The 18,450-nt window shown below is 64.6% G+C and carries 11 protein-coding genes; 5 read left to right on the forward strand and 6 right to left on the reverse strand.

Annotation, left to right across the window (positions count from 1 at the left end; genetic code table 11):
* Positions 1 to 3: 3 nt before the first annotated feature.
* The 6 genes from DWV11_RS08040 to DWV11_RS08055 all read right to left on the reverse strand — a co-directional run bounded on the left by DWV11_RS08040 (position 4) and on the right by DWV11_RS08055 (position 5,981).
* Positions 4 to 1,461, reverse strand: a complete 1,458-nt coding sequence (locus tag DWV11_RS08040; protein ID WP_115788364.1) for a phytoene desaturase family protein — start codon at positions 1,459 to 1,461, stop codon at positions 4 to 6.
* Positions 1,454 to 2,935, reverse strand: a complete 1,482-nt coding sequence (locus tag DWV11_RS08045; protein ID WP_210725693.1) for a glycosyltransferase family 87 protein — start codon at positions 2,933 to 2,935, stop codon at positions 1,454 to 1,456. Before DWV11_RS08045 ends, DWV11_RS08040 begins: the two co-directional genes overlap by 8 nt.
* Before the next feature lie 137 nt (positions 2,936 to 3,072).
* Complete coding sequence (locus DWV11_RS20070; RefSeq protein ID WP_168404601.1) at positions 3,073 to 3,213, reverse strand: hypothetical protein; 141 nt, start codon at positions 3,211 to 3,213, stop codon at positions 3,073 to 3,075.
* A 366-nt stretch (positions 3,214 to 3,579) separates the two neighbouring features.
* On the reverse strand, positions 3,580 to 3,723 hold the full coding sequence (locus DWV11_RS20075) for a hypothetical protein (RefSeq protein WP_168404607.1): 144 nt from the start codon (positions 3,721 to 3,723) through the stop codon (positions 3,580 to 3,582).
* 158 nt (positions 3,724 to 3,881) lie between these two features.
* Positions 3,882 to 4,424 carry a histidine phosphatase family protein gene (locus DWV11_RS08050; protein ID WP_210725698.1) on the reverse strand — a complete coding sequence of 181 codons (543 nt, stop codon included), beginning with the start codon at positions 4,422 to 4,424 and terminating at the stop codon, positions 3,882 to 3,884.
* Positions 4,425 to 4,466: 42 nt separating this feature from the next.
* Entirely contained in the window at positions 4,467 to 5,981 is a 1,515-nt protein-coding gene (locus DWV11_RS08055; RefSeq protein WP_115788366.1) for a CCA tRNA nucleotidyltransferase, read from the reverse strand.
* 207 nt (positions 5,982 to 6,188) lie between these two features.
* Here DWV11_RS08055 and DWV11_RS08060 point away from each other — a divergent pair, with 207 nt between their 5' ends.
* From DWV11_RS08060 to trxA, 5 genes are all read left to right on the forward strand, one after another.
* A complete protein-coding gene (locus DWV11_RS08060) occupies positions 6,189 to 6,689 on the forward strand; it encodes an NUDIX hydrolase (RefSeq protein WP_115788367.1) in 501 nt (166 codons plus the stop codon).
* 28 nt (positions 6,690 to 6,717) lie between these two features.
* A complete protein-coding gene (gene murJ, locus DWV11_RS08065; protein WP_115788368.1) occupies positions 6,718 to 8,757 on the forward strand; it encodes a murein biosynthesis integral membrane protein MurJ in 2,040 nt (679 codons plus the stop codon).
* 142 nt (positions 8,758 to 8,899) lie between these two features.
* Positions 8,900 to 10,708 carry a discoidin domain-containing protein gene (locus DWV11_RS08070; RefSeq protein ID WP_115788369.1) on the forward strand — a complete coding sequence of 603 codons (1,809 nt, stop codon included), beginning with the start codon at positions 8,900 to 8,902 and terminating at the stop codon, positions 10,706 to 10,708.
* 346 nt (positions 10,709 to 11,054) lie between these two features.
* Entirely contained in the window at positions 11,055 to 12,011 is a 957-nt protein-coding gene (gene trxB / locus DWV11_RS08075) for a thioredoxin-disulfide reductase (protein ID WP_115788370.1), read from the forward strand.
* Positions 12,012 to 12,051: 40 nt separating this feature from the next.
* On the forward strand, positions 12,052 to 12,378 hold the full coding sequence (gene trxA / locus DWV11_RS08080; RefSeq protein WP_115788371.1) for a thioredoxin: 327 nt from the start codon (positions 12,052 to 12,054) through the stop codon (positions 12,376 to 12,378).
* Positions 12,379 to 18,450 lie beyond the last annotated feature (6,072 nt).

The following is an 18,450-nucleotide window of genomic DNA, read 5'->3' on the forward strand; positions in this document are numbered from 1 at the left end:
GCCCTAGCCGGACAGCCCCAGTTCCGGTACCGGCAACCCGAACACGTCCTTCAGGGCATGCGTTGCCGCGTGGTAGCCCGGCATGCCGGTAACCCCTGGTCCTGGCGGCGTCGAGGAGGAGCACAGGTACACGCCGGGCAGCGGCGTCCGCCACGGAGTGGTTGACACCACCGGGCGCCGCAGCAGGCCCCGTACGTTCATGATGCCGGCCCCGAAGTCACCGCCCACGTAGTTCGGGTTGTACTCGGCGAGCCCCGCCGCCGTCGTCGTCTTCCAAGCCACCACCAGCTCGCGGAAACCCGGCGCGTAAGTCTCGATCCGCTCCATCACGGCCGCGGACATATCCACCGTTGAGTCCTTGGGCACATGGCAGTAGCTCCACAGGATGTGCCGTCCTGCCGGTGCGCGGCCCGGGTCCACCACGGAGGGCTGGGCCACCAGGACATACGGCCGGGAAGGGTGGCGGCCCGCGGCCACCTCGTTCTCCGCGGCCGCCATCTCCGCACGCGTCCCTCCCACGTGCACGGTCCCGGCGTCGCGCAGTTCGCCGGCCGCCCAGGGCACTGGGCCGGAGAGGATGAAGTCCACCTTGCAGGCTGCATTCCCGAAACGGAATGTTTCCAGCGCGCGCCGGTAGCGTGCACCCGAGGCCCCGGCCAGTGCGTCACCCGCGATGCCAAGCACCTCGGGCGGGGCCACGTCCAGCAAGACGGCGCGGGCAGGCTTAAGGTCCTCAAGTGAGCGGACGCGCACGCCCGTCTCGAACACGCCGCCGTGCGCCTCGATGTCGCGCACCATGGCGTCCACGATCGCCCCGGACCCGCCCACAGGCACCGGCCAGCCGCCCACATGGGCCAGGGTGCTCAGCATGAGCCCGGCGCCTGCGGGAACCAGCGACGGCAGGGCACCCACCGCGTGGGCGGCCACTCCAGTCAGCAGGGCGGGGGCGGCGTCTTCCTGGAAATGCCGGTTCCACCACCGTCCGCCCTGGGACAGCGTGGCCAGGCCCAGGCGCACTGCGGCCACCGGATCGGCGGGGATCCTCAGCAGCTGGTTCTGGGACACGTCCAGCATGCCCTCCACGTGCTCCACGAGCGGCCTCATCAACCGGCCGAACGCGGGTCCGTCCGCCCCGAGCCCGTCGATGGTCTGCTCCAGCGAGCGGTACGCGAGGGCCGCTCGGCCGCCGTCGAGCGGTGTGCCGTACTGGACCTTCGGCAGCCGCAGTTCCACGCGCTGCTCCAGCCCGAAGTCACGGAAGAAGCGCGAGGCCAGCGCCATCGGGTGCACGGCCGAGCACACGTCATAGATGTGCCCCGGCTCCAGCAGTTCCGCCGTCCGGGCGCCGCCGCCAAGCGTCTCCGCAGCCTCGTAGACCCGGACGCCCAGCCCTGCGCGGGCCATCACCACCGCGGCGGCGAGGCCGTTCGGTCCGGACCCGACGACGGCGACGTCAGCCATCGCGTCCGGACTCCGTCATGGTGCGCTGCCAGGGGAGCAGGGAGGCGCTGGGGCGGGCAAGGTCCAGCCGGAGCCAGTCCCGGGCACGGTCGAAGGCGCCGCCGTGCGGATCGTCGATGCGCTTGGTACGGATCGGGTCCTGCCGAGGGTCCCAGATGTCCAGGGCAACCCGGGCCATCAAATATGCCGTTGCGGCCATGTGCAGCAGCACGGCGAGTACGTAGTACGGCATATCCAGGTTGTGTTGCGGGGCTCCACCGCTGGTGTACTGGCCCAGGAACATCCACACGGCCACCCAGTGCAGCGCTTCGGCAGCCTGCCACAGCAGGAAATCGCGCCATCGCGGCCGGGCCAAGGCAAGCAGGGGCACCAGCCACAGCACGAACTGCGGGGAGTACACCTTGTTGGTGAGGATGAACGCCGCCACGATCAGGAACGCCAGCTGCGCCAGGCGGGGCCGTCGCGGGGCGGCGAGTCCCAAAAGCGCTATGAGCGCGCACGCCGTGACGAAGAGGTAGAGGGCCAGGGAGTTGATGGTGGCGGCCCCCATCTGCATCCAGTGCAGCCGCTCGGCCACCAGGTTGTAGGCGAACCACAACGAGCTGAAGCCGGCCGGCCGGTCCTGGGTGAATTCGAAGAAGTAGCGCCAGCCCGGCGGGTTCATGATCGCGATGGGCAGGTTGACCACCAGCCAACTGGCCGCCGCGGCTCCCGCGGTCACAAAGAACGTGCGGAACCTGCCGCTGCGGATGGCCAGCACGAGTACCGCGCCCAGGATGAGCACCGGGTAGAGCTTGGTGGCGGTTCCCAGGCCGATGAACACACCGGCCAGCGCGGGCCTTTTGCGTGCGAAGAAATACATGCCCACGGCGAGCATGGCCACGGCCCACATGTCCCAGTTGATGAAGCCGGAGAGGACGATTCCCGGTGCCAGTGCCACCATGGCCGCGTCCCAGGGCCTGCGGCGGTTGATCCGGGCCGTTGCGAGGACCGTGGCGATCCAGACGGCCACCACCAGGGTCGCGTTGAGGTCGAAGTAACCGCGGATCCGTTCCAGGTCCAGGCCCGAGCCTGGAACCAGCAACGCGGTGGCTCCGGCGATCAGGCCCATGATCACGGGATATTCGAAGAGGCTTTCCCGGTCGAAGAAGGGGATCACGCCTTCGCCCAGGCCGCGGCTGCGGAACAGCTCGGGGAAGTCCGAGTAGCAGGTGGCATAGAAGTGTGTGGGGGTTTCCCAGCCGTTGACCCGGCAGTAGCCCTTGATGAGGATTCCGAGCAACGCGGCGAGGACCGTGAAGATAACCAGCACGCGTTCCACGGTGAAGAAGCCGGGGGAGACCGCTCCTGGCGCACTGTGGCTTCCCAACGGTCCGCCGGCCACTTCGGTGAACTTCGCGAGGAAGGAATCACTGCGGGAGGGAATCACAAAGCGCGCACGCTTCTGTTTGCGGTGCGGCTTGGTCTCCTGCATGGCTTCGAGCATACCGCCGGGGGTGTGGCCTTAAAAGGCGATTGCCCACGCGTAGCCGCGTGGGCAACCGGTGCAAACGGTCCGATGTGTGCCATCAGTCCCTCCTGATTACTGACTGTTGGGGCTCATGAGGGCACTCAGCGGATGACTCCCATCTGGTGCAGGACGACGAAGACGTCTTCGCGGCGCTGGTCGAGAAGTTGGCCGTTGAAGACCGTCCTGTCTTTGACTGCAGGCTTGGCGTTGAGAGCCAACAGCTGCATGAGTCGCTTGACCACGGTTCACCTCCTTTCAGGGGTGTAATCCGGGTTAGCTGGAATTGGGCGCGACAATTAAGGCCCTTGAATTCAGAGAAAACAGCGGACCTTATTGGCACAAAAAATGCCAGGCTAAATGCGGGTAAACGGCGGGATTGCGGAAATCCGGCGGAATCCCGGGGATTCCGGGGAAAATGGACAGACGTCCCCAACAAGAAGCTGGTTCCGAACTATGAGGACTCTGTTTGCCACGGCGATAGCGTGGTCCGCCCAAGGAGTTCCGCTTTCAGGCTCCCGCCTACGCGGTTCGCGGCGTACTTCGACCCCTGAAAGTCAGGCACCTACGCGAGGATACTGGTCAGAGGTTGGGGCAGGCCGCGAAAAGCGTCAGGCGGAAAAGTGGTTCCCGATGTGGCGGTTTCCCGTCCGCATCGCGGAATCCGGGCGCATTCCTGAATCCGGGCGCCGGGCAGCGAAGGTCGGGGCAGCAGCAGAGACGGTCATCTTCCATCCGCTAGTCAAAGTAATCATTCTCCCAACCTCCTTTTCACCTCAGACGCCGCACCGGTCGACTAACCGGCCCAACGCGCACCTCGTTCCCGGCGGGTCGCTCTGGGAACAGGAATAAAGCTACACCATGAATACGCGGATTGACCAGCTAATTCATGGTTAATTCAAAAAATAATTTCCTAGAGGCCCCAACGGATAATCGCCGGCGTCTTCTTGTCCCAGCCGAGGGTGCACACCTTTGCGGTTCCAAGGAGGAAGTGCCGGCCTTCCCGGGCGTCCAATTCGAGCCAGCGGGCGGTGAGGATCCGGGAGAAGTGGCCGTGTGCCACGACCAGGACGTTGTCCATGCCGGACTCCAGGACGCGCGCGATGAGCTTGTCCGCACGGGCCGCCACTGAGTCCAGGGTTTCGCCATTGGGCACCCCGTCGAACCAGATCAGGTAATCCGGGTTGTCCTTGCGGATCAGGTCCGAGCTGATGCCCTCGTAGTCGCCGTAGTCCCATTCGACCGCCAGGGGTTCATGGACGGCGTCGGGGAAACCGGCCAGCTCGGCCGTGCGGCGGGCACGGCGCAGCGGCGAGGTGAGCACAAGGTCGAACTCGATCCCTTCCAGGACCTTGCGGGCCTCCACGGCCTGCTGCTCACCTTCGACGGTCAGGGGAAGGTCCGTCAGGCCGGTGTACTGCCCGCTCTTGGACCATTCGGTCTCACCGTGGCGCATGATCCACAGCTGCGGGCGGGAAAGCTTTGCCGGGTCAATCACTTAGGACTCCTCTGCGGGGGTGTCGTTCGAAGGGTCTTCACTGGAAGGCTCGACGGCGGACGGTTCAGTGGCTGAAGGCTCGACGGCGGACTCGGGCTGCCCAGCCCACCACGCCTTGAGTTTGGCCACGGCGTCGTCGTACTCCAGCGGGCCGTATTCCATCCGCTGGTCCAGGAGGAACTTGTAGGCGCGCCCGACGACCGGGCCGGGCTTGAGTCCGAGGAGCTCCATGATCTGGCCGCCGTCCAGGTCAGGGCGGATCGCGTTGAGGGACTCCTGCTCGGCCAGGGCGGCGATCCGCTGTTCAAGGTCGTCGTAGGCGAAGGACAGCTGGTCCGCCTTGCGCTGGTTCCGCGTGGTGACGTCCGAACGGGTCAGTCGGTGCAGGCGTTCCAGCAAGGGACCGGCGTCGGCCACGTAGCGGCGCACGGCCGAGTCGGTCCAGCCGGCATCGCCATAGCCGTAGAAGCGCATGTGCAGTTCCACCAGGCGCGCCACGGCTTTGATGCTGTCGTTGTCGAAGCGCAGCGCCCTCATGCGCTTGGCGGTCAGCTTGGCACCCACCACGTCATGGTGACGGAAGCTCACTGAGCCGCCCGCTTCGAAGCGGCGCGTAGCCGGCTTCCCGACGTCGTGCATCAATGCGGCGAAGCGCAGCACGAAGTCCGGGCCCGGCACGGGGCCGTCCGGGCCGGTCTCCAAGGCGGCAGCCTGCTCCAGGACCTGAAGTGAGTGCTGGTAGACGTCCTTGTGCCGGTGGTGCTCGTCCGATTCCAGGCGCAGGGCCGAAACCTCGGGCAGCACGTATTCGGCCAGGCCCGTGTCCACCAGGAGGTCGATGCCGATGCGCGGGTGGGCACCGTTGATCGTCTTCACCAGTTCCTCGCGGACGCGTTCGGCGGAGATGATCTTGATGCGGTCCGCCATTTCCGACATGGCCAGGCGGACGTCGTCGTGTACTGAGACGCCCAGCTGGGACGCAAAGCGGGCGGCACGCATCATGCGGAGGGGGTCGTCGGAGAAGGAGGCCTCGGGGGCGCCGGGGGTGGCCAGTTCCGCTGCGTGGAGGTCGCGCACGCCGCCGAAGGGGTCCACGAGCTCCAGGGAGGGCAGGCGCAGGGCCATGGCGTTGATGGTGAAGTCACGGCGCAGCAGGTCGTCCTCGAGCGAGGAACCGAAGGCCACCACGGGCTTGCGGGAATCCGGATCGTAGGCCTCGGCCCGGTAGGTGGTGATCTCGATCTGGAAGCCGGCCTTCTTCATGCCGATCGTGCCGAACGCGCGGCCGATGTCCCAGAAGTTGTCGGCCCACTTCTTGATGACGGAAAGAGTCTGCTCGGGCGTGGCGTCGGTGGTGAAGTCAAGGTCCGGCGAGGTCCGGCCCAGGAAGAGATCGCGCACGGGGCCGCCCACCAGGGACAGTTCGAATCCGGCGTCAACGAAGCGCTGCCCGAGGTCCAGCACCACCGGGTCGAGCTTGAAGTTAACTGAAGAACTGTCCAATACCTGCGCCATAGTCCCTTAAGCTTGTCAGATTTTCGCCGCCCCATCACACAGCCCATCGCACCCGGTCCGGGCATGGGCCCGGTGAAGACCGCGGCGCGTCACCGGCAGGCAACCACGAGTCCATGTCCCGGTCATCAAGTCCGGGCAAGAGTCGTTAGAGTGGACTTCATGGCCAACCCGATCCCGAGTGCTCCTGGCAGGAGGACCAACGCACCGTTGCCGTCGGCAATCGGTGCGCATGTCGCGCCTGCCCCGCACCCGGTCCAGGCCTCCCTTCCCACGGTGGAGGAAGTGTCAGCCGGCGGCGTTGTCGTGGACACCTCCGACGGCGAACTCCGGGTTGCGATCATCGCCCGCCTTAACAGGGGTGGCCGGCTCGAGTGGTGCCTGCCCAAGGGCCACCCGGAGGGCAAGGAAAACAACGAACAGGCTGCGGTCCGCGAAATCGCCGAGGAAACCGGCATCGAGGGCAACGTCCTGGCGCCCCTCGGCAGCATCGACTACTGGTTCACCGTCAGCGGGCACCGGGTCCACAAGACCGTGCACCATTTCCTGCTCCGGGCCACCGGCGGCGAGCTGACCATCGAGAATGATCCCGACCAGGAAGCCATTGACGCCGCCTGGGTTCCGCTGCACGAACTGGCCCGCAAGCTGTCCTTCCCCAACGAGCGCCGCATAGCGGATCTGGCCAAGGAAGTGCTGCCGGAACACCTCTGAGCACATGGCTCATGGGACGATTAGGGCAATGTCTGCTGCGAAGAACTCCCAGTCCGTCCAGTCCGGAGAAGCCCGGTCGAGCGCCATCATGGCCGCTGGGACCCTTGTTTCGCGCTTCCTCGGCTTCGCTAAGACCTGGATGCTCGCGGTCGCCCTCGGCCTCGGTTCCACGGTCAACGACACCTTCATCAATGCCAACAACCTGCCAAACCTGATCTTCCTGCTGGTGGCGGGCGGCGTCTTCAATGCAGTGCTGGTTCCGCAGATCATCAAGGCCAGCAGGGGTCCGGACAGAGGGGCGGACTACATCAGCCGACTCCTGACCCTCGCGGTGCTCGTGCTGCTGGGCCTGACCCTGGCCGTCACCCTCGCAGCGCCCGTGGTCATCGACCTCACCACCCAAGGCTATTCGCCGGAGCAGAAGGCCCTGGCCGTCACCTTCGCCTTCTATTGCCTGCCGCAGATCTTCTTCTACGGCCTCTACGCCCTGCTGACCCAGATCCTCAACGCCAACGGCGCCTTCGGGCCCGCCATGTGGGCGCCCATCGTGAACAACGTGCTCGCCATCGCCGGCCTGGGCATGTTCATCTGGATCCTGGGCGCCAACCTGTATCACCCGCACACCTTGGACAACTGGGGACCGTTCCAGACCTTCCTCATCGCCGGCTTCTCGACCATCGGCGTCATCGCCCAGACAGCCGTCCTCTTCATTCCCGTGCTGCGACTGCGGCTGGGCCTGCGGCCGCGCTTCGGCTGGCGGGGCGTGGGACTGGGCCAAGCCGCAAAGCTGAGCGTCTGGACGCTGCTGACCGCCGCCGTCGGGCAGCTTGCGTTCCTGTATGTCATGAAGATCGCCACGATCCCCGGCGCCGAACGGCTCCGCCTGGAGCACGCGGGCCAGGCCGAAGCCGCGGCTACCCTTCCCGGCAATGCCGTGCTGGAGGTCGCCAGCCAGCTGTACCTCCTGCCGCACTCAATCATCGCCCTGTCCCTGGCCACCGTGCTCTTCAACCGGATGACCCACGCCTCGCAGGCAGGCAACCGCTCCGAACTGCGCGAGGCCCTCTCGCACGGCCTGCGGACCATGGCCGTGGCCACGGTCTTCGGCGCCCTGGCCCTGTTCGCCCTCGCCGGGCCGCTGGGCATGTTCTTCTCCGGCGGCAAGCCGCAGGACGGCGTGATGCTCGCCCAGACCCTGACCATCCTGGCCCTGAGCACGCCGTTCATGAGCGCCAACTTCATGATGTCGCGGGTCTTCTACGCCAACGAGGACGCCCGCACGCCGTTCTTCATCCAGGTGATCCTGGCCGGCGTGAACGTGGTGGGCGCGTTCGTCATCCAGTTCCTCCCGGTGGACCGGATCATCTTCGCGATCGCCGTGCTGTACACCCTCGGAAACATCCTCTCCGTGGTGATCAGCGTTTCGTTCCTGCGCCGTCTCCTGGGGCATGTGGACGGGCCGCGGATCACCAATTCCTACATCCGGATGGGCTACGCGGCGCTCGGTTCGGCCATCGCAGGAACCCTGGCACTGTGGCTGCTCGGCAGTTACCGGGCGGACGGTTTCGCGTGGAGCAGCCGGCCGGCCGCCTTGGTGACGGTCGTCGTCGTCGGGCCCGTCATGCTGCTCGCCTACCTGCTGCTGCTCCGGCTCTTCCGCGTCACCGAACTGCGCGATCTCCTCCGCCCGCTGCTGGGCCGCCTCGGCCGGGGGGCCGCACCGGCCGCTTCTTCGGAAAGCCCGACGGCGCCACGCGCCACGGTCTCCGACGACACCGGCCTGATTCCGCGCATCTCAGGCGAGTTCGATGCCGCGTCCTTCCGGGCCGGCCCGGACCTTTCCTCGTTCGGTCCCGGCGGCGGACCGGAAGAACCGCACGATGACTACACCGGCTGGACCCGGCCTGCCCGGAGCTACCTTCCCGAGGAGGAGCAGCCTGCGGGCGCGCGGTCCTTGTTCAAGGGTTCCCCGCTCCGCCGAGGCGTTCCCTTGCCCGGCAGGCGGACCCGCCAGCACCCCGCCGGAGGACCTTCCCATCGAGGCCGCAAACGCGGCCGCCGGGAGTGACGTGGCCCTTTCAACACAAGGTCGGTCCAGCTCAATCCGCTAGGATCAGAAGCTGAGAGGTAGTTGCAGGCCACGGGTCCACCGGCTGACCGGGAGCCCCGGGGAAGGGCAACGCAGCTGCCGGACAGCCTAGGAGGAGCCCGTGTCCCAACCGATCGACGTCGGATCAGTACTTGGCGGCCGCTACAAGGTCACCGCCACCGTGTTGACCTCGCACGACCACGATCTGGTGCTCGATGGCGTCGACCAGGTCCTCAACCGGCCGGTGAGCATCCTCGTCGCCGGCCCCGGGAACGCCGAACAGCTCGCCCAGAGCGCCCGCGAAGTGGCCACCGGAGAGCGCCCGGGCAATGTGCAGATCCTGGACCTCGGCGTCAGCGAAAGCACCACCTACCTGATCGCCAACCACAGCACGGCTCCGGACCTGCTGGACCTTGTGGTGGCCACCAATCCTCCCTATGTGGAGCCGTTCTTCACCGACACCCTCGGCAGCGAGATCTTCGGCCAGGCGCGTTCGCACGAACCCGAGACCTATGACGGCCTGTACGACGACGACGAGCACGAGGCCGCGTACATCAACTACGACGACCCCGGAAACTACACCGCGGCGCCCGCTGAGAGTCCCGCGCCGGCCGTTCCGCCCATGCCTGCGTCGAGGCCCGCGTCCGCCGGCGGCATCGGTTCGCGGATCGCTGCCGCGGCAGCCGGGGCAGGAGCGGCCGCCGCTGCGGCTGCAGCCGCCGTGAAGAACGCGGCCGGCAAGACCGGCACGGAACCCGCCCACGACGACGCCGGCAGCCCGGCTCCCGACGGCCCCGCGGATGCTGCACGCCCGACGTCGGCCCCCGCGCAGGCGCCTGCGGAACCTTCCCCGACGGCTGCTACGCCGACTGCACCGGCAGCACCCGACACTGCTCCGGCCCCTGTGACACCGGCCCCGGCAGCAACACCGGCCCCGGCTCCGGCGGCGCCTGCGGCCCCACCCGCTTCGGCGGCAGCTGCCAGCGCGGCGCCGCAGCCTCCGGCCACCCAGGCAGTCCCCGCCGCGCCGGCTACGCCGCCCGCCCCGGCAGCGGTTCCGCAGCAGGCCCCCGCCGCGGAACCGGCTCAGGCACCCAAGGTTTCCCTTTGGTCCGACGACGAGCTTGCCGGCTCGGGTGTTGGCGCCGGTGCGGGCACTGGGACCGGAGCCTCCGCCAGCTACGATCGCGGTGCCAGCAACTTCCCGGCCTCGGCGCGTGCGCAGTCCAACGATTACGAGGAAGAGGACTACTACGAGGACGATGAGCCGGCTCGGGAGCCCCGCTCCATGCGTTGGCTGGTTGGCGGCATTCTCGCCGCCGTCCTGGTGGTCGGCCTGATCCTCGCCGTCAACACCCTCGGCGGTCTGCTGGGCAACAACAGCAACCCGCCGGCGGCGAAGCAGAGCACCGCACCCACCACTGCCGGCAATGGCGGCACGGAGACGTCCGGAAGCAATACCAGCGCGCCGCCCGCCGGGGCTACGCCGGCCATCGAGGGAGTCACCCGCCAGGGCGACTTCGACTTCGCAGGCACTTATGACAAGGACCTCGCCAAGACCTTCGACGGCAACGCAGCAAGCTTCTGGTCCAACATGGAATTCGCCACGGCCAACTGGGGTGGACTTGCTCCCGACGGCGTCCCGCTGGCCGTGAAGCTCAAGGAGCCGGCCGAGATAAACTCGATCACTCTCAGCCAGCTGGGTGCCTCCGGCGGAAGCATCAGCGTCTACACCAACGACCGACCGTCCATGGACGGCGCCAAGCTGGTGGGGACGAACAGCTTCACCTCACCCGAGCTGACCATTCCGCTCAGCTCGCCCACCACGGCGCAGTACGTGATCATCAACATCAAGACCCTGCCCAAGCTTGCCGCTCCGAAGACCCAGTACGGATTCGGTCTCCGGCTTGCGGAGATCAAAGTCCAGTAGCGCAGCGTCCAGTAGGGCCTTTTCAGTCGCCTCGTCGGCGCCGGTCACCGTCAGTGTGTCCGGCGCTGACGCGTTTGACGACGACGGCGGTTCCCTCCGCCATCCGTCCTCCTTCCCTCCGCCAACATGCCCAACTGCCCGACGCCGTCGCCGGCTTTCGTCCGACACCTGCAGTCGTGTTACGGCAGGAGAGTGCGGCTGCCTTGGGCGGCAAAGGCAGACGGTACCCTGAATATGGTGGATATAGGTCCCCGGAACCACCGGAATATTCAACGGCGCCACGGGGTTGTGCCATGTGGCCGGGTTCGAGACCGGTGCATCGACTAAGGAAGAGGTTCACCCAACAGTGAGCAACGCAGAAAACACCGCGTCCCAAGTACGTGATGTCATCATCGTAGGCTCCGGTCCGGCTGGTTACACGGCGGCTGTCTACACGGCCCGTGCCAACCTGAAGCCGCTGCTCATCGCCGGTTCGGTCACGGCCGGTGGAGAACTGATGAACACCACTGACGTCGAAAACTACCCGGGCTTCCCGGACGGCATCATGGGCCCGGATCTGATGGAGAACTTCGAAAAGCAGGCCGCCCGTTTCGGCACCGAGATCCAGTTCGAGGATGTCACCGCGCTGGAGCTCGAGGGCGACATCAAGACGGTCACGATCGCCACGGGGGAGACCTTCCGGGCCCGTTCCATCATCCTTTCCACTGGCTCGGCGTACCGCGAGCTTGGCTTGGAGAACGAAAAGCGTCTTTCCGGCCACGGTGTCAGCTGGTGTGCAACCTGTGACGGTTTCTTCTTCAAGGACCAGGACATCGCCGTGATCGGCGGCGGCGACTCCGCCATGGAGGAAGCCCTCTTCCTCACGAAGTTCGCCAAGTCGGTTACTGTTGTCCACCGCCGCGACACCCTCAAGGCTTCCAAGATCATGGGCGACCGCGCCCAGGCCCACGACAAGATCAATTTCGTGTGGAACACCGCCGTTGAGGACGTCATTGGTGGGGACAAGGTCACGGGCCTGAAGCTGAAGAACCTGGTTGACGGCACCGTTTCCGAGCTGCCCGTCACCGGCGTCTTCGTGGCGATCGGCAACGACCCGCGTACCGAACTCGTCAAGGATAAGCTCGAGCTGACTGCCGAAGGCACCATCGCAGTCCAGGGCCGAAGCTCCAAGACCAGCATCAATGGTGTGTTCGCGGCCGGCGATGTCATCGACCCGACATACCGTCAAGCCATCACCGCATCCGGTTCCGGTTGCGTTGCAGCACTCGACGTCGAACACTACCTCGCAGATCTGCACGGCTGAGCTGAGCAGCCGGCAAAGCCCATACGAAGGGAATGAAAGAATGAGCAACGCAAAAGACGTTACTGACGCCAGCTTTGGCATCGACGTTCTGAACGCCGAAAAGCCGGTCATCGTGGACTTCTGGGCAGAGTGGTGCGGTCCTTGCCGCAAGCTGGGCCCGATCCTCGACGAGATCTCGGTCGAGTACGGTGACAAGGTGGACGTCGTCAAGGTCAACGTTGACGACAACCCGGCCATCGCCGCCGAGTACGGCATCACCTCCATCCCCGCCGTGTACCTCTTCAGCGGGGGAGAAGTGAAGAACACCGTCATCGGTGCAAAGCCGAAGCAGTTCTTCGAGAAGGAATTCGAAGCGGTCCTCTCCTAGGACGCCTTACCCGGGGTCGGAACATCGGCAGGATTTACTGCCTCCGAACCTTTGAAGCCGGCGGCTGTTGCTCACAGAGCAGCAGCCGCCGGCTTTTTTCGTGCTTACTGGGTGCAGCTGCCTCTACCTATCCGCGCCGCGGGCCCGTGACTTCGCGAATAAACCGTCCGTCGTTTCATGCGCCACTCAGAATGCATGGGAGCGTCCAAGCGCCGCAAGTCCTGGACTCAGCCCGCAATTGGAACTCGATCTCAGCACCAGGACATCGCGGTCCGTGTATTGCCCAAAGCCCCGCTGCAGGTTTCACGTGAAACATGGATTCGCATGAAGTCCCGTCTACTGGCTTTCCCGATGCCAGTGGGATCTCGGAGCGCTTGGGCGGTCCGGCAGCACCCAGGCCCCTCACAGTTCGAGACCTTGGGGGGACCCGAAGGCCTGTCTGGCCAGCTTTTTCCTACCGCGCCAGCTGCCTGCTCCACACTGGCACAATTCCCCTCTATGTCCTCCAGCAGGTACGGATCGCCACCACCCAGCCGCATTGGCCACCCCAGCGCCTGCCATACCTGGCCCGCAGCTCGAAGGAATCCAGAGTGATTGGCGGTAACTCAATGGCAGGTGGTCTTCGTGGCTGCTGAGCTCGATAACGATGCCATTGATCGGCCAACCATCGTCATGAAGGTGGTGAGTTTGACCGTGTCGAAGGGGAGGGCCAGTACAGACTCCTGCATTCGGCATCCTGTTGCGCGCCGGTGCGTGGAGGCTTTCCACCACGCACCTGGCATTCTCGGAATCCCTAGCGCTGCCCCGAAGCATAAAGAGACCGCCGTGGTCCTCCGTGCCGTCCGGAACCGCCTGTGAGTGCGATGGCCGAATTGTCGCGAGGACGCAGGAAACGCGCATATCCAAGAAATCTTACGCGTCGCCCTCAAGGGTGGCATGTAGGGGACCCGCCAGGCCGCCAGACCAAAGCTGGAAACCATCCACGGCAAACGTTCGGCCAGTTCGCGAAAGCGACTGCGGGTTCCACGGACAGTTCGGCCCTCGCCAAGGTAGGCCTCTAATGTCGGCAGGTAGAAGCAGGGCAGCTTTGCGGACCACTGCGGACTACGGGAACCAGGCAGGGTCCCGTGCCCCAGGAGATGCGCGGCGCTCATGGTAGGCACACGGATGGCTTCTCATCGAACCCGAAGTCACTCGAAGGCCGGCGTGGTTCGAAGGCGTCTGATGGCCGGTCTCGAGCTCACCGCGTTACTGGACAGTGCCCAGCCAGCCGACTCCGGGATACGCTCGAAGGCACGGCCAGACTCCAGTGGGGATCCAAGCAGTCGAAGCTGATTCCGCAAGGTCCCTGGTCATCCGCCTTCAATGTGCGGTGATCAATGAGCGGCGGCAGACCTAAACACGGACCTGCCAATCGCCGGGACGCCACTTGCGTCGTCCGGCATGTACTTTCCGCCACCCAGAATGGGAGACCTCTTGGGACCGGGCTGGGCAGTTGCTACTGCTCCGTGCCTGTCACGCGCCTCATACAGTCCGATTCGCCGCGTCGACGTCACTCCAACGGCCGACCGTCCTGCCGGCCATCACTTTCAACCCCAAGCTCCTTGTGCGGACTTCAACTAGCTGCGTGCGCATCAAGGTCTTGGTAATTGCACTCCTCGCCCCCATGGCTAAATGCCATTCGGTGGGCCCACCGGCACTCGGGCAACTCTCCGGGGCTCCTGGTCCACCTACAATGCGTTGACCATGCCTGTCCGTTTACCGTCAAAGGCTACTCGGAGTCGCCGACAGGGAAGTGCGCGCGGAACTCTTGGCTTACTCAAGACCCGTGTTGCAGCGCCACGGGAACTACTGCCCCCTCTCCACTGCCTCGGTCAAAGGCAAGAGCCCACCGCGCAAACGGAATACTACAGAGATCACTCCAGCTCGAGCGGCATACGGCATTGGCAGCTACGAGCAAAGGGTAGGTGCGTTGACGGGACACGCAGTCCAAAGGGGCATTCCACGAGAAGGAGGCGTCACCCGAGGCCTCGGCACTAGTCCAGCGCCTGGGTAGAGGGGCCCGATGCTGTTTCACGTGAAACATTGTTGGAAAGGTCCACGCTCAACCCTGGCGGTCTTGGCATCACCGACGATTCCTCAGACCGCGTCCGTGGACCGGGACCGGCCCCCTTGCTGCCTGCCCACCGTACTTCCACGCGCCCCGGCAACCGTCACGGACGATCCTGCCAGAGGCTCGTAGGCAGGCGGATCAGATGACAACAGCGAAGAGGCTTGGCTTAGCTGGCACCGCTCATCTTCGTGACTGGTCCGCTCGCCAATGACCTACAGCCCTGCATTTCCTGGATGACGACCAGCTGCAGTCCCGCGATGACCACCCCCTCTCACCACTGACAGGCCGGGCTGGCTGGAGTATCCGTGCGTGCGCCGCCAGACGACTCAGTCGCGCAATGCTCCACCCCGCCGGTAACCGGACCTCGCAGTCTTCGCCCCGGCGAGTAGCCCCTTTTCGAGATGAGCCGTCCCACACATCGGTTCACGCACAAAATATGTTTCACGTGAAACCGGCACCGCAGCCTTGGACCCAGTAACGCAGGTGCCATCGCATCCCTGGCGGCGATCCCCATGTCTTGACCGGCCGCCAAGATGTCGCTTCTGCGCAAGCACCGCACAGTAGGCAATGGCGAGTCCAGCGACATCGAGAGCAAGGCAATCCGGGGCGCGACTTTTGAACGACAGGCCTACACGAAGGCCGGCCCTCATATACAGATCAAGACACACCTCACCCGAACAGGGAGCATCACGAGCTGCCGCAGCTCGCCCGTCGCGGCTTCCCGGAGCGCGCCACTAGTTGGGGGCGGTACTTACACGCTGATTCCCTGTGCACACCCACCCGGACCCGCCGTACCCCTTTCAGTCGCATGCCGAGGAGTACCGCTATCGCCCGCAACACCGGGGGGCAGCAGCCAGCCACTGCCCTCGGAGCTTGTGGGCGCGACTTCCACCGATAGGCCTCGAAGCATGTGAGCATTGGGTCACCGACTTGGTTCCCAGCGGTACACACATACGTGCTCGCGGTTTGCAGGCCATCCTATGGCGGGCGTCGAATCAGTGCAGCCGCTCTGCTTGCTGTTCTCCACAGCCAAAGCACAGCACGGCAGCTGCCCACGTGGGTCGTCCCAACGTCCAAACGAGCAGGTGCCCAAAGAGCTCACCCAACAGGAAGTGACACGCAGGCCTTAGGTATGCATAGTGGTAGACGCTGCGCGAGTCCGTGGCAACCAACCCCCCGACACCGCCTGCGTCAGGCCGATTTGGCGGCAGCTGCATGAGAGCGCCCGTTCCAAACGTGCATCTGAGACATCCGATCAAGCCCCGGTGAGCGACCGGAACCGCATGAACATGACCCGCGCCACAGAAGAGTTATCCACCGAGCCTGCCCGAGTTATACACAGCGTTATCCACAGTGAAATCCACAGCCGACCGGATCTCCACAATTGCCCCTCGAGTTCCCGCGCAGGGCGACCATGATCACCCTTTGGCTCGTGTGGATGGCTAGTCGAAATCGTCATGGGCATAGCTTGCCTGTCTGAGCCAAAAATTGGTCGAAAACTCCACCAGAACGCGCATTGCGGGTGAGTTTTGGCGCGATCAACTAGGTTTCACGTGAAACACAATGCAAACTGGCGCGAGGTCGGAATCACCGGCTGGATTCGAAGCTTCGTCGACCGAGCGGTATATGGTTCAGGACTGTCGCACCCCGCAAGCCATCCACAAAGTTATCCACAGCAATATCCACGTACCCCTGACCTGTTTTCAACAGGATGTCTGGGGATACCCGTCGGGCCCAAACATCTGTTCGGTAGCCCGACTCTCATGCGGCAGAACCGCCTACTGGGGATGACCGTGTGACGTAATCTCCCAACGAGAGAACAGCCAAAGGTGCACCGGTGCAGCTTCGTAGTACCTATCACCCGCACGCATAGCTATGGGACAGAGGGACAGTTAAGACAGGGGCCGGCCAGCCGGGCGTTGCGAGGCCGGTCATCTCATCGCATCTTCGAGCTTGGCCTTACCAGTACGGCTCACTTAGCCCGTACCGCTACGGACGTACACCGCCTTCGGAAGTGGCCGCGTTCACGAGCCAGCTGTGCTCGCCCGATCTGATTGACCGCATGGAAGTTTTGCCTTGTTCTTCGGAGCCCGCCTGACGACGACAGGCGCGGTGCATCGCTCAGCCCCGTCCATGGCCGTGTACGCGCAGCGATAGGAGATTGTCAGCCCTTGCGCGCGGATCCAGCCACCGCATCTGCTGAAGGGCTGATCCAACTGCAAGGCTAGTCGGACGGCTAGATCAAACACATCGTCGATGACTCTGCGGTATTAGGACCGGGAGGAGGGGAGGCGTTCGACTACCTGGTCAAACTCGGTTGATCCCGAAGGGAGTTGGCGCCTCCAGATCGTCAGCAGACTGAGTAACATCGAAGCCGCGATGCCAGTTGTCCGCCGAAGTCCTAACAATGCATACCATTTCCAGCGCGCCATTCAGTTTGGAGGGACCCCAGCCGCCCCTTTGGAGGCGCCAAAGCCTCCGGCTGGGGACCATTTGGCAGTGCGGCACGGGGAACCGCGTACTGCATCGCTCGGTGGCTACCCGGGGTCCCAATCGGCTTGCCTGGCCCCATCGAGCACGGTGGGTGCCCAAGGCAGCCTCGATCCTTACCGGTACTAGCGGCACGTCGTCGTCCAATGGTGCATGGCTCTTCGCGGGCAATTGGAAGGGCGGGCAAACTGGAATCAGGCAGGGGAAAACCTCGGGGGAGCGACCTGCCCTCTGATGGGAGCTGGGCGGACAGCCTAGTCCCGTTGATGTCTCGACCTCCTATCAGGGCCCTCCGGTCAGGAGGAGATGAAGTCCGCGCATTACTGTGGAGAGCGAATCAGCTTCGAGGTTCCCACGTGATCTGAACACGCCCTCAAACTGTCCGCGGAGTCATTGTGCGGCTCGCCAGCACGCTCAGGAATAGCCGAATCAGAACGACCGCTACCCCAAATCGAACGCGTGGGGGCGTTTGTCCAGACACTATGTTTCACGTGAAACCAGCTGCCTATCAATGATGTGACTCAGTCGTGTCGAAGCTGGCCGTATTCGGTCAACGCAAGCGACAAGGCGGCCAACAGGCTTCCAGGCGGACGCGAGCTGAAACCAAGCAGAACTACAATAGCCGCGCACGAATACAGCCGGATACACGCCAACTCGACAGGAATCGAACTCGGCGATTGAGCGCTGATGTTTCACGTGAAACAGGCCCGTTCGCGCAACGTCAACCGCGCAAGAAGGACCGACACGGCTATTGCCGTCTATGGCTGGACTTCGGATGCGGACATAAGGGCGAAGCTCGAAAGTCGCCAAACTCCCTTGGCTCGCGACTGAAATGCCCGAGAGCACGAGCTTGGTCCCAAACACCAGGGAGCCTTGGGGCCAACAGGCCTGTGGATTGCGCGGGGACAAAGACAGGACGGAAGCTCGCAATAGGGCCCTCAACGGTAAGCAGCATGTTTCACGTGAAACGCGCCGGCCAGCAGAGAACGCGACAGCTACTTCAAGCGGCACGTGGATGCCGGCCGAGCCCAGCAGCTCCAGCGCCCACTATTTCGCGCACTAGGTACCTAAAACACCGTACGAGAAGCTCTACCTACGCGCCCCGTCCTATGCGAAGCGCGCTCGGCCCTCCAGCAGCGCGCTGGGGTTTGCGGGAGAGGATATGTCAGGCTCCGGCAACAGCCCTTGGCGACCTCTCCGCCGGATTCACAGCCACTTAGGGGCCCAGATTGCCAGGGAGCCTTCTGGCTGCCAGGAAAGCCCGTGGAGGGCGCAGCCGGAGCCACAGCGACCTTGCCGCGGGGATCATCCAGAAGGCACAGCGCTCGAACGCAAACAATGCGGGCAAGTACCTGCCAGCACACGGGCAGCTGGTCAGCGAATCAGGCTGTTCTCGTTTGAAGGAAGCTCCCCCAGTCCGAGCCGGCGGTGACCCGAATTGGGGAACTAGAAGCCTCGGGCTGGCTCAA

The organism is Arthrobacter silvisoli (assembly GCF_003369445.1).
Lineage (GTDB): Bacteria > Actinomycetota > Actinomycetes > Actinomycetales > Micrococcaceae > Arthrobacter > Arthrobacter silvisoli.

Bases quoted from the DNA above. Each gene is read 5' to 3' on its own strand.
- DWV11_RS08040 (WP_115788364.1), bottom strand. From the start codon at position 1,461: ATGGCTGACGTCGCCGTCGTCGGGTCCGGACCGAACGGCCTCGCCGCC.
- DWV11_RS08045 (WP_210725693.1), bottom strand. From the start codon at position 2,935: ATGCAGGAGACCAAGCCGCACCGCAAACAGAAGCGTGCGCGCTTTGTG.
- DWV11_RS20075 (WP_168404607.1), bottom strand. From the start codon at position 3,723: ATGATTACTTTGACTAGCGGATGGAAGATGACCGTCTCTGCTGCTGCC.
- DWV11_RS08050 (WP_210725698.1), bottom strand. From the start codon at position 4,424: ATGCGCCACGGTGAGACCGAATGGTCCAAGAGCGGGCAGTACACCGGC.
- DWV11_RS08055 (WP_115788366.1), bottom strand. From the start codon at position 5,981: ATGGCGCAGGTATTGGACAGTTCTTCAGTTAACTTCAAGCTCGACCCG.
- murJ (WP_115788368.1), top strand. From the start codon at position 6,718: ATGTCTGCTGCGAAGAACTCCCAGTCCGTCCAGTCCGGAGAAGCCCGG.
- trxA (WP_115788371.1), top strand. From the start codon at position 12,052: ATGAGCAACGCAAAAGACGTTACTGACGCCAGCTTTGGCATCGACGTT.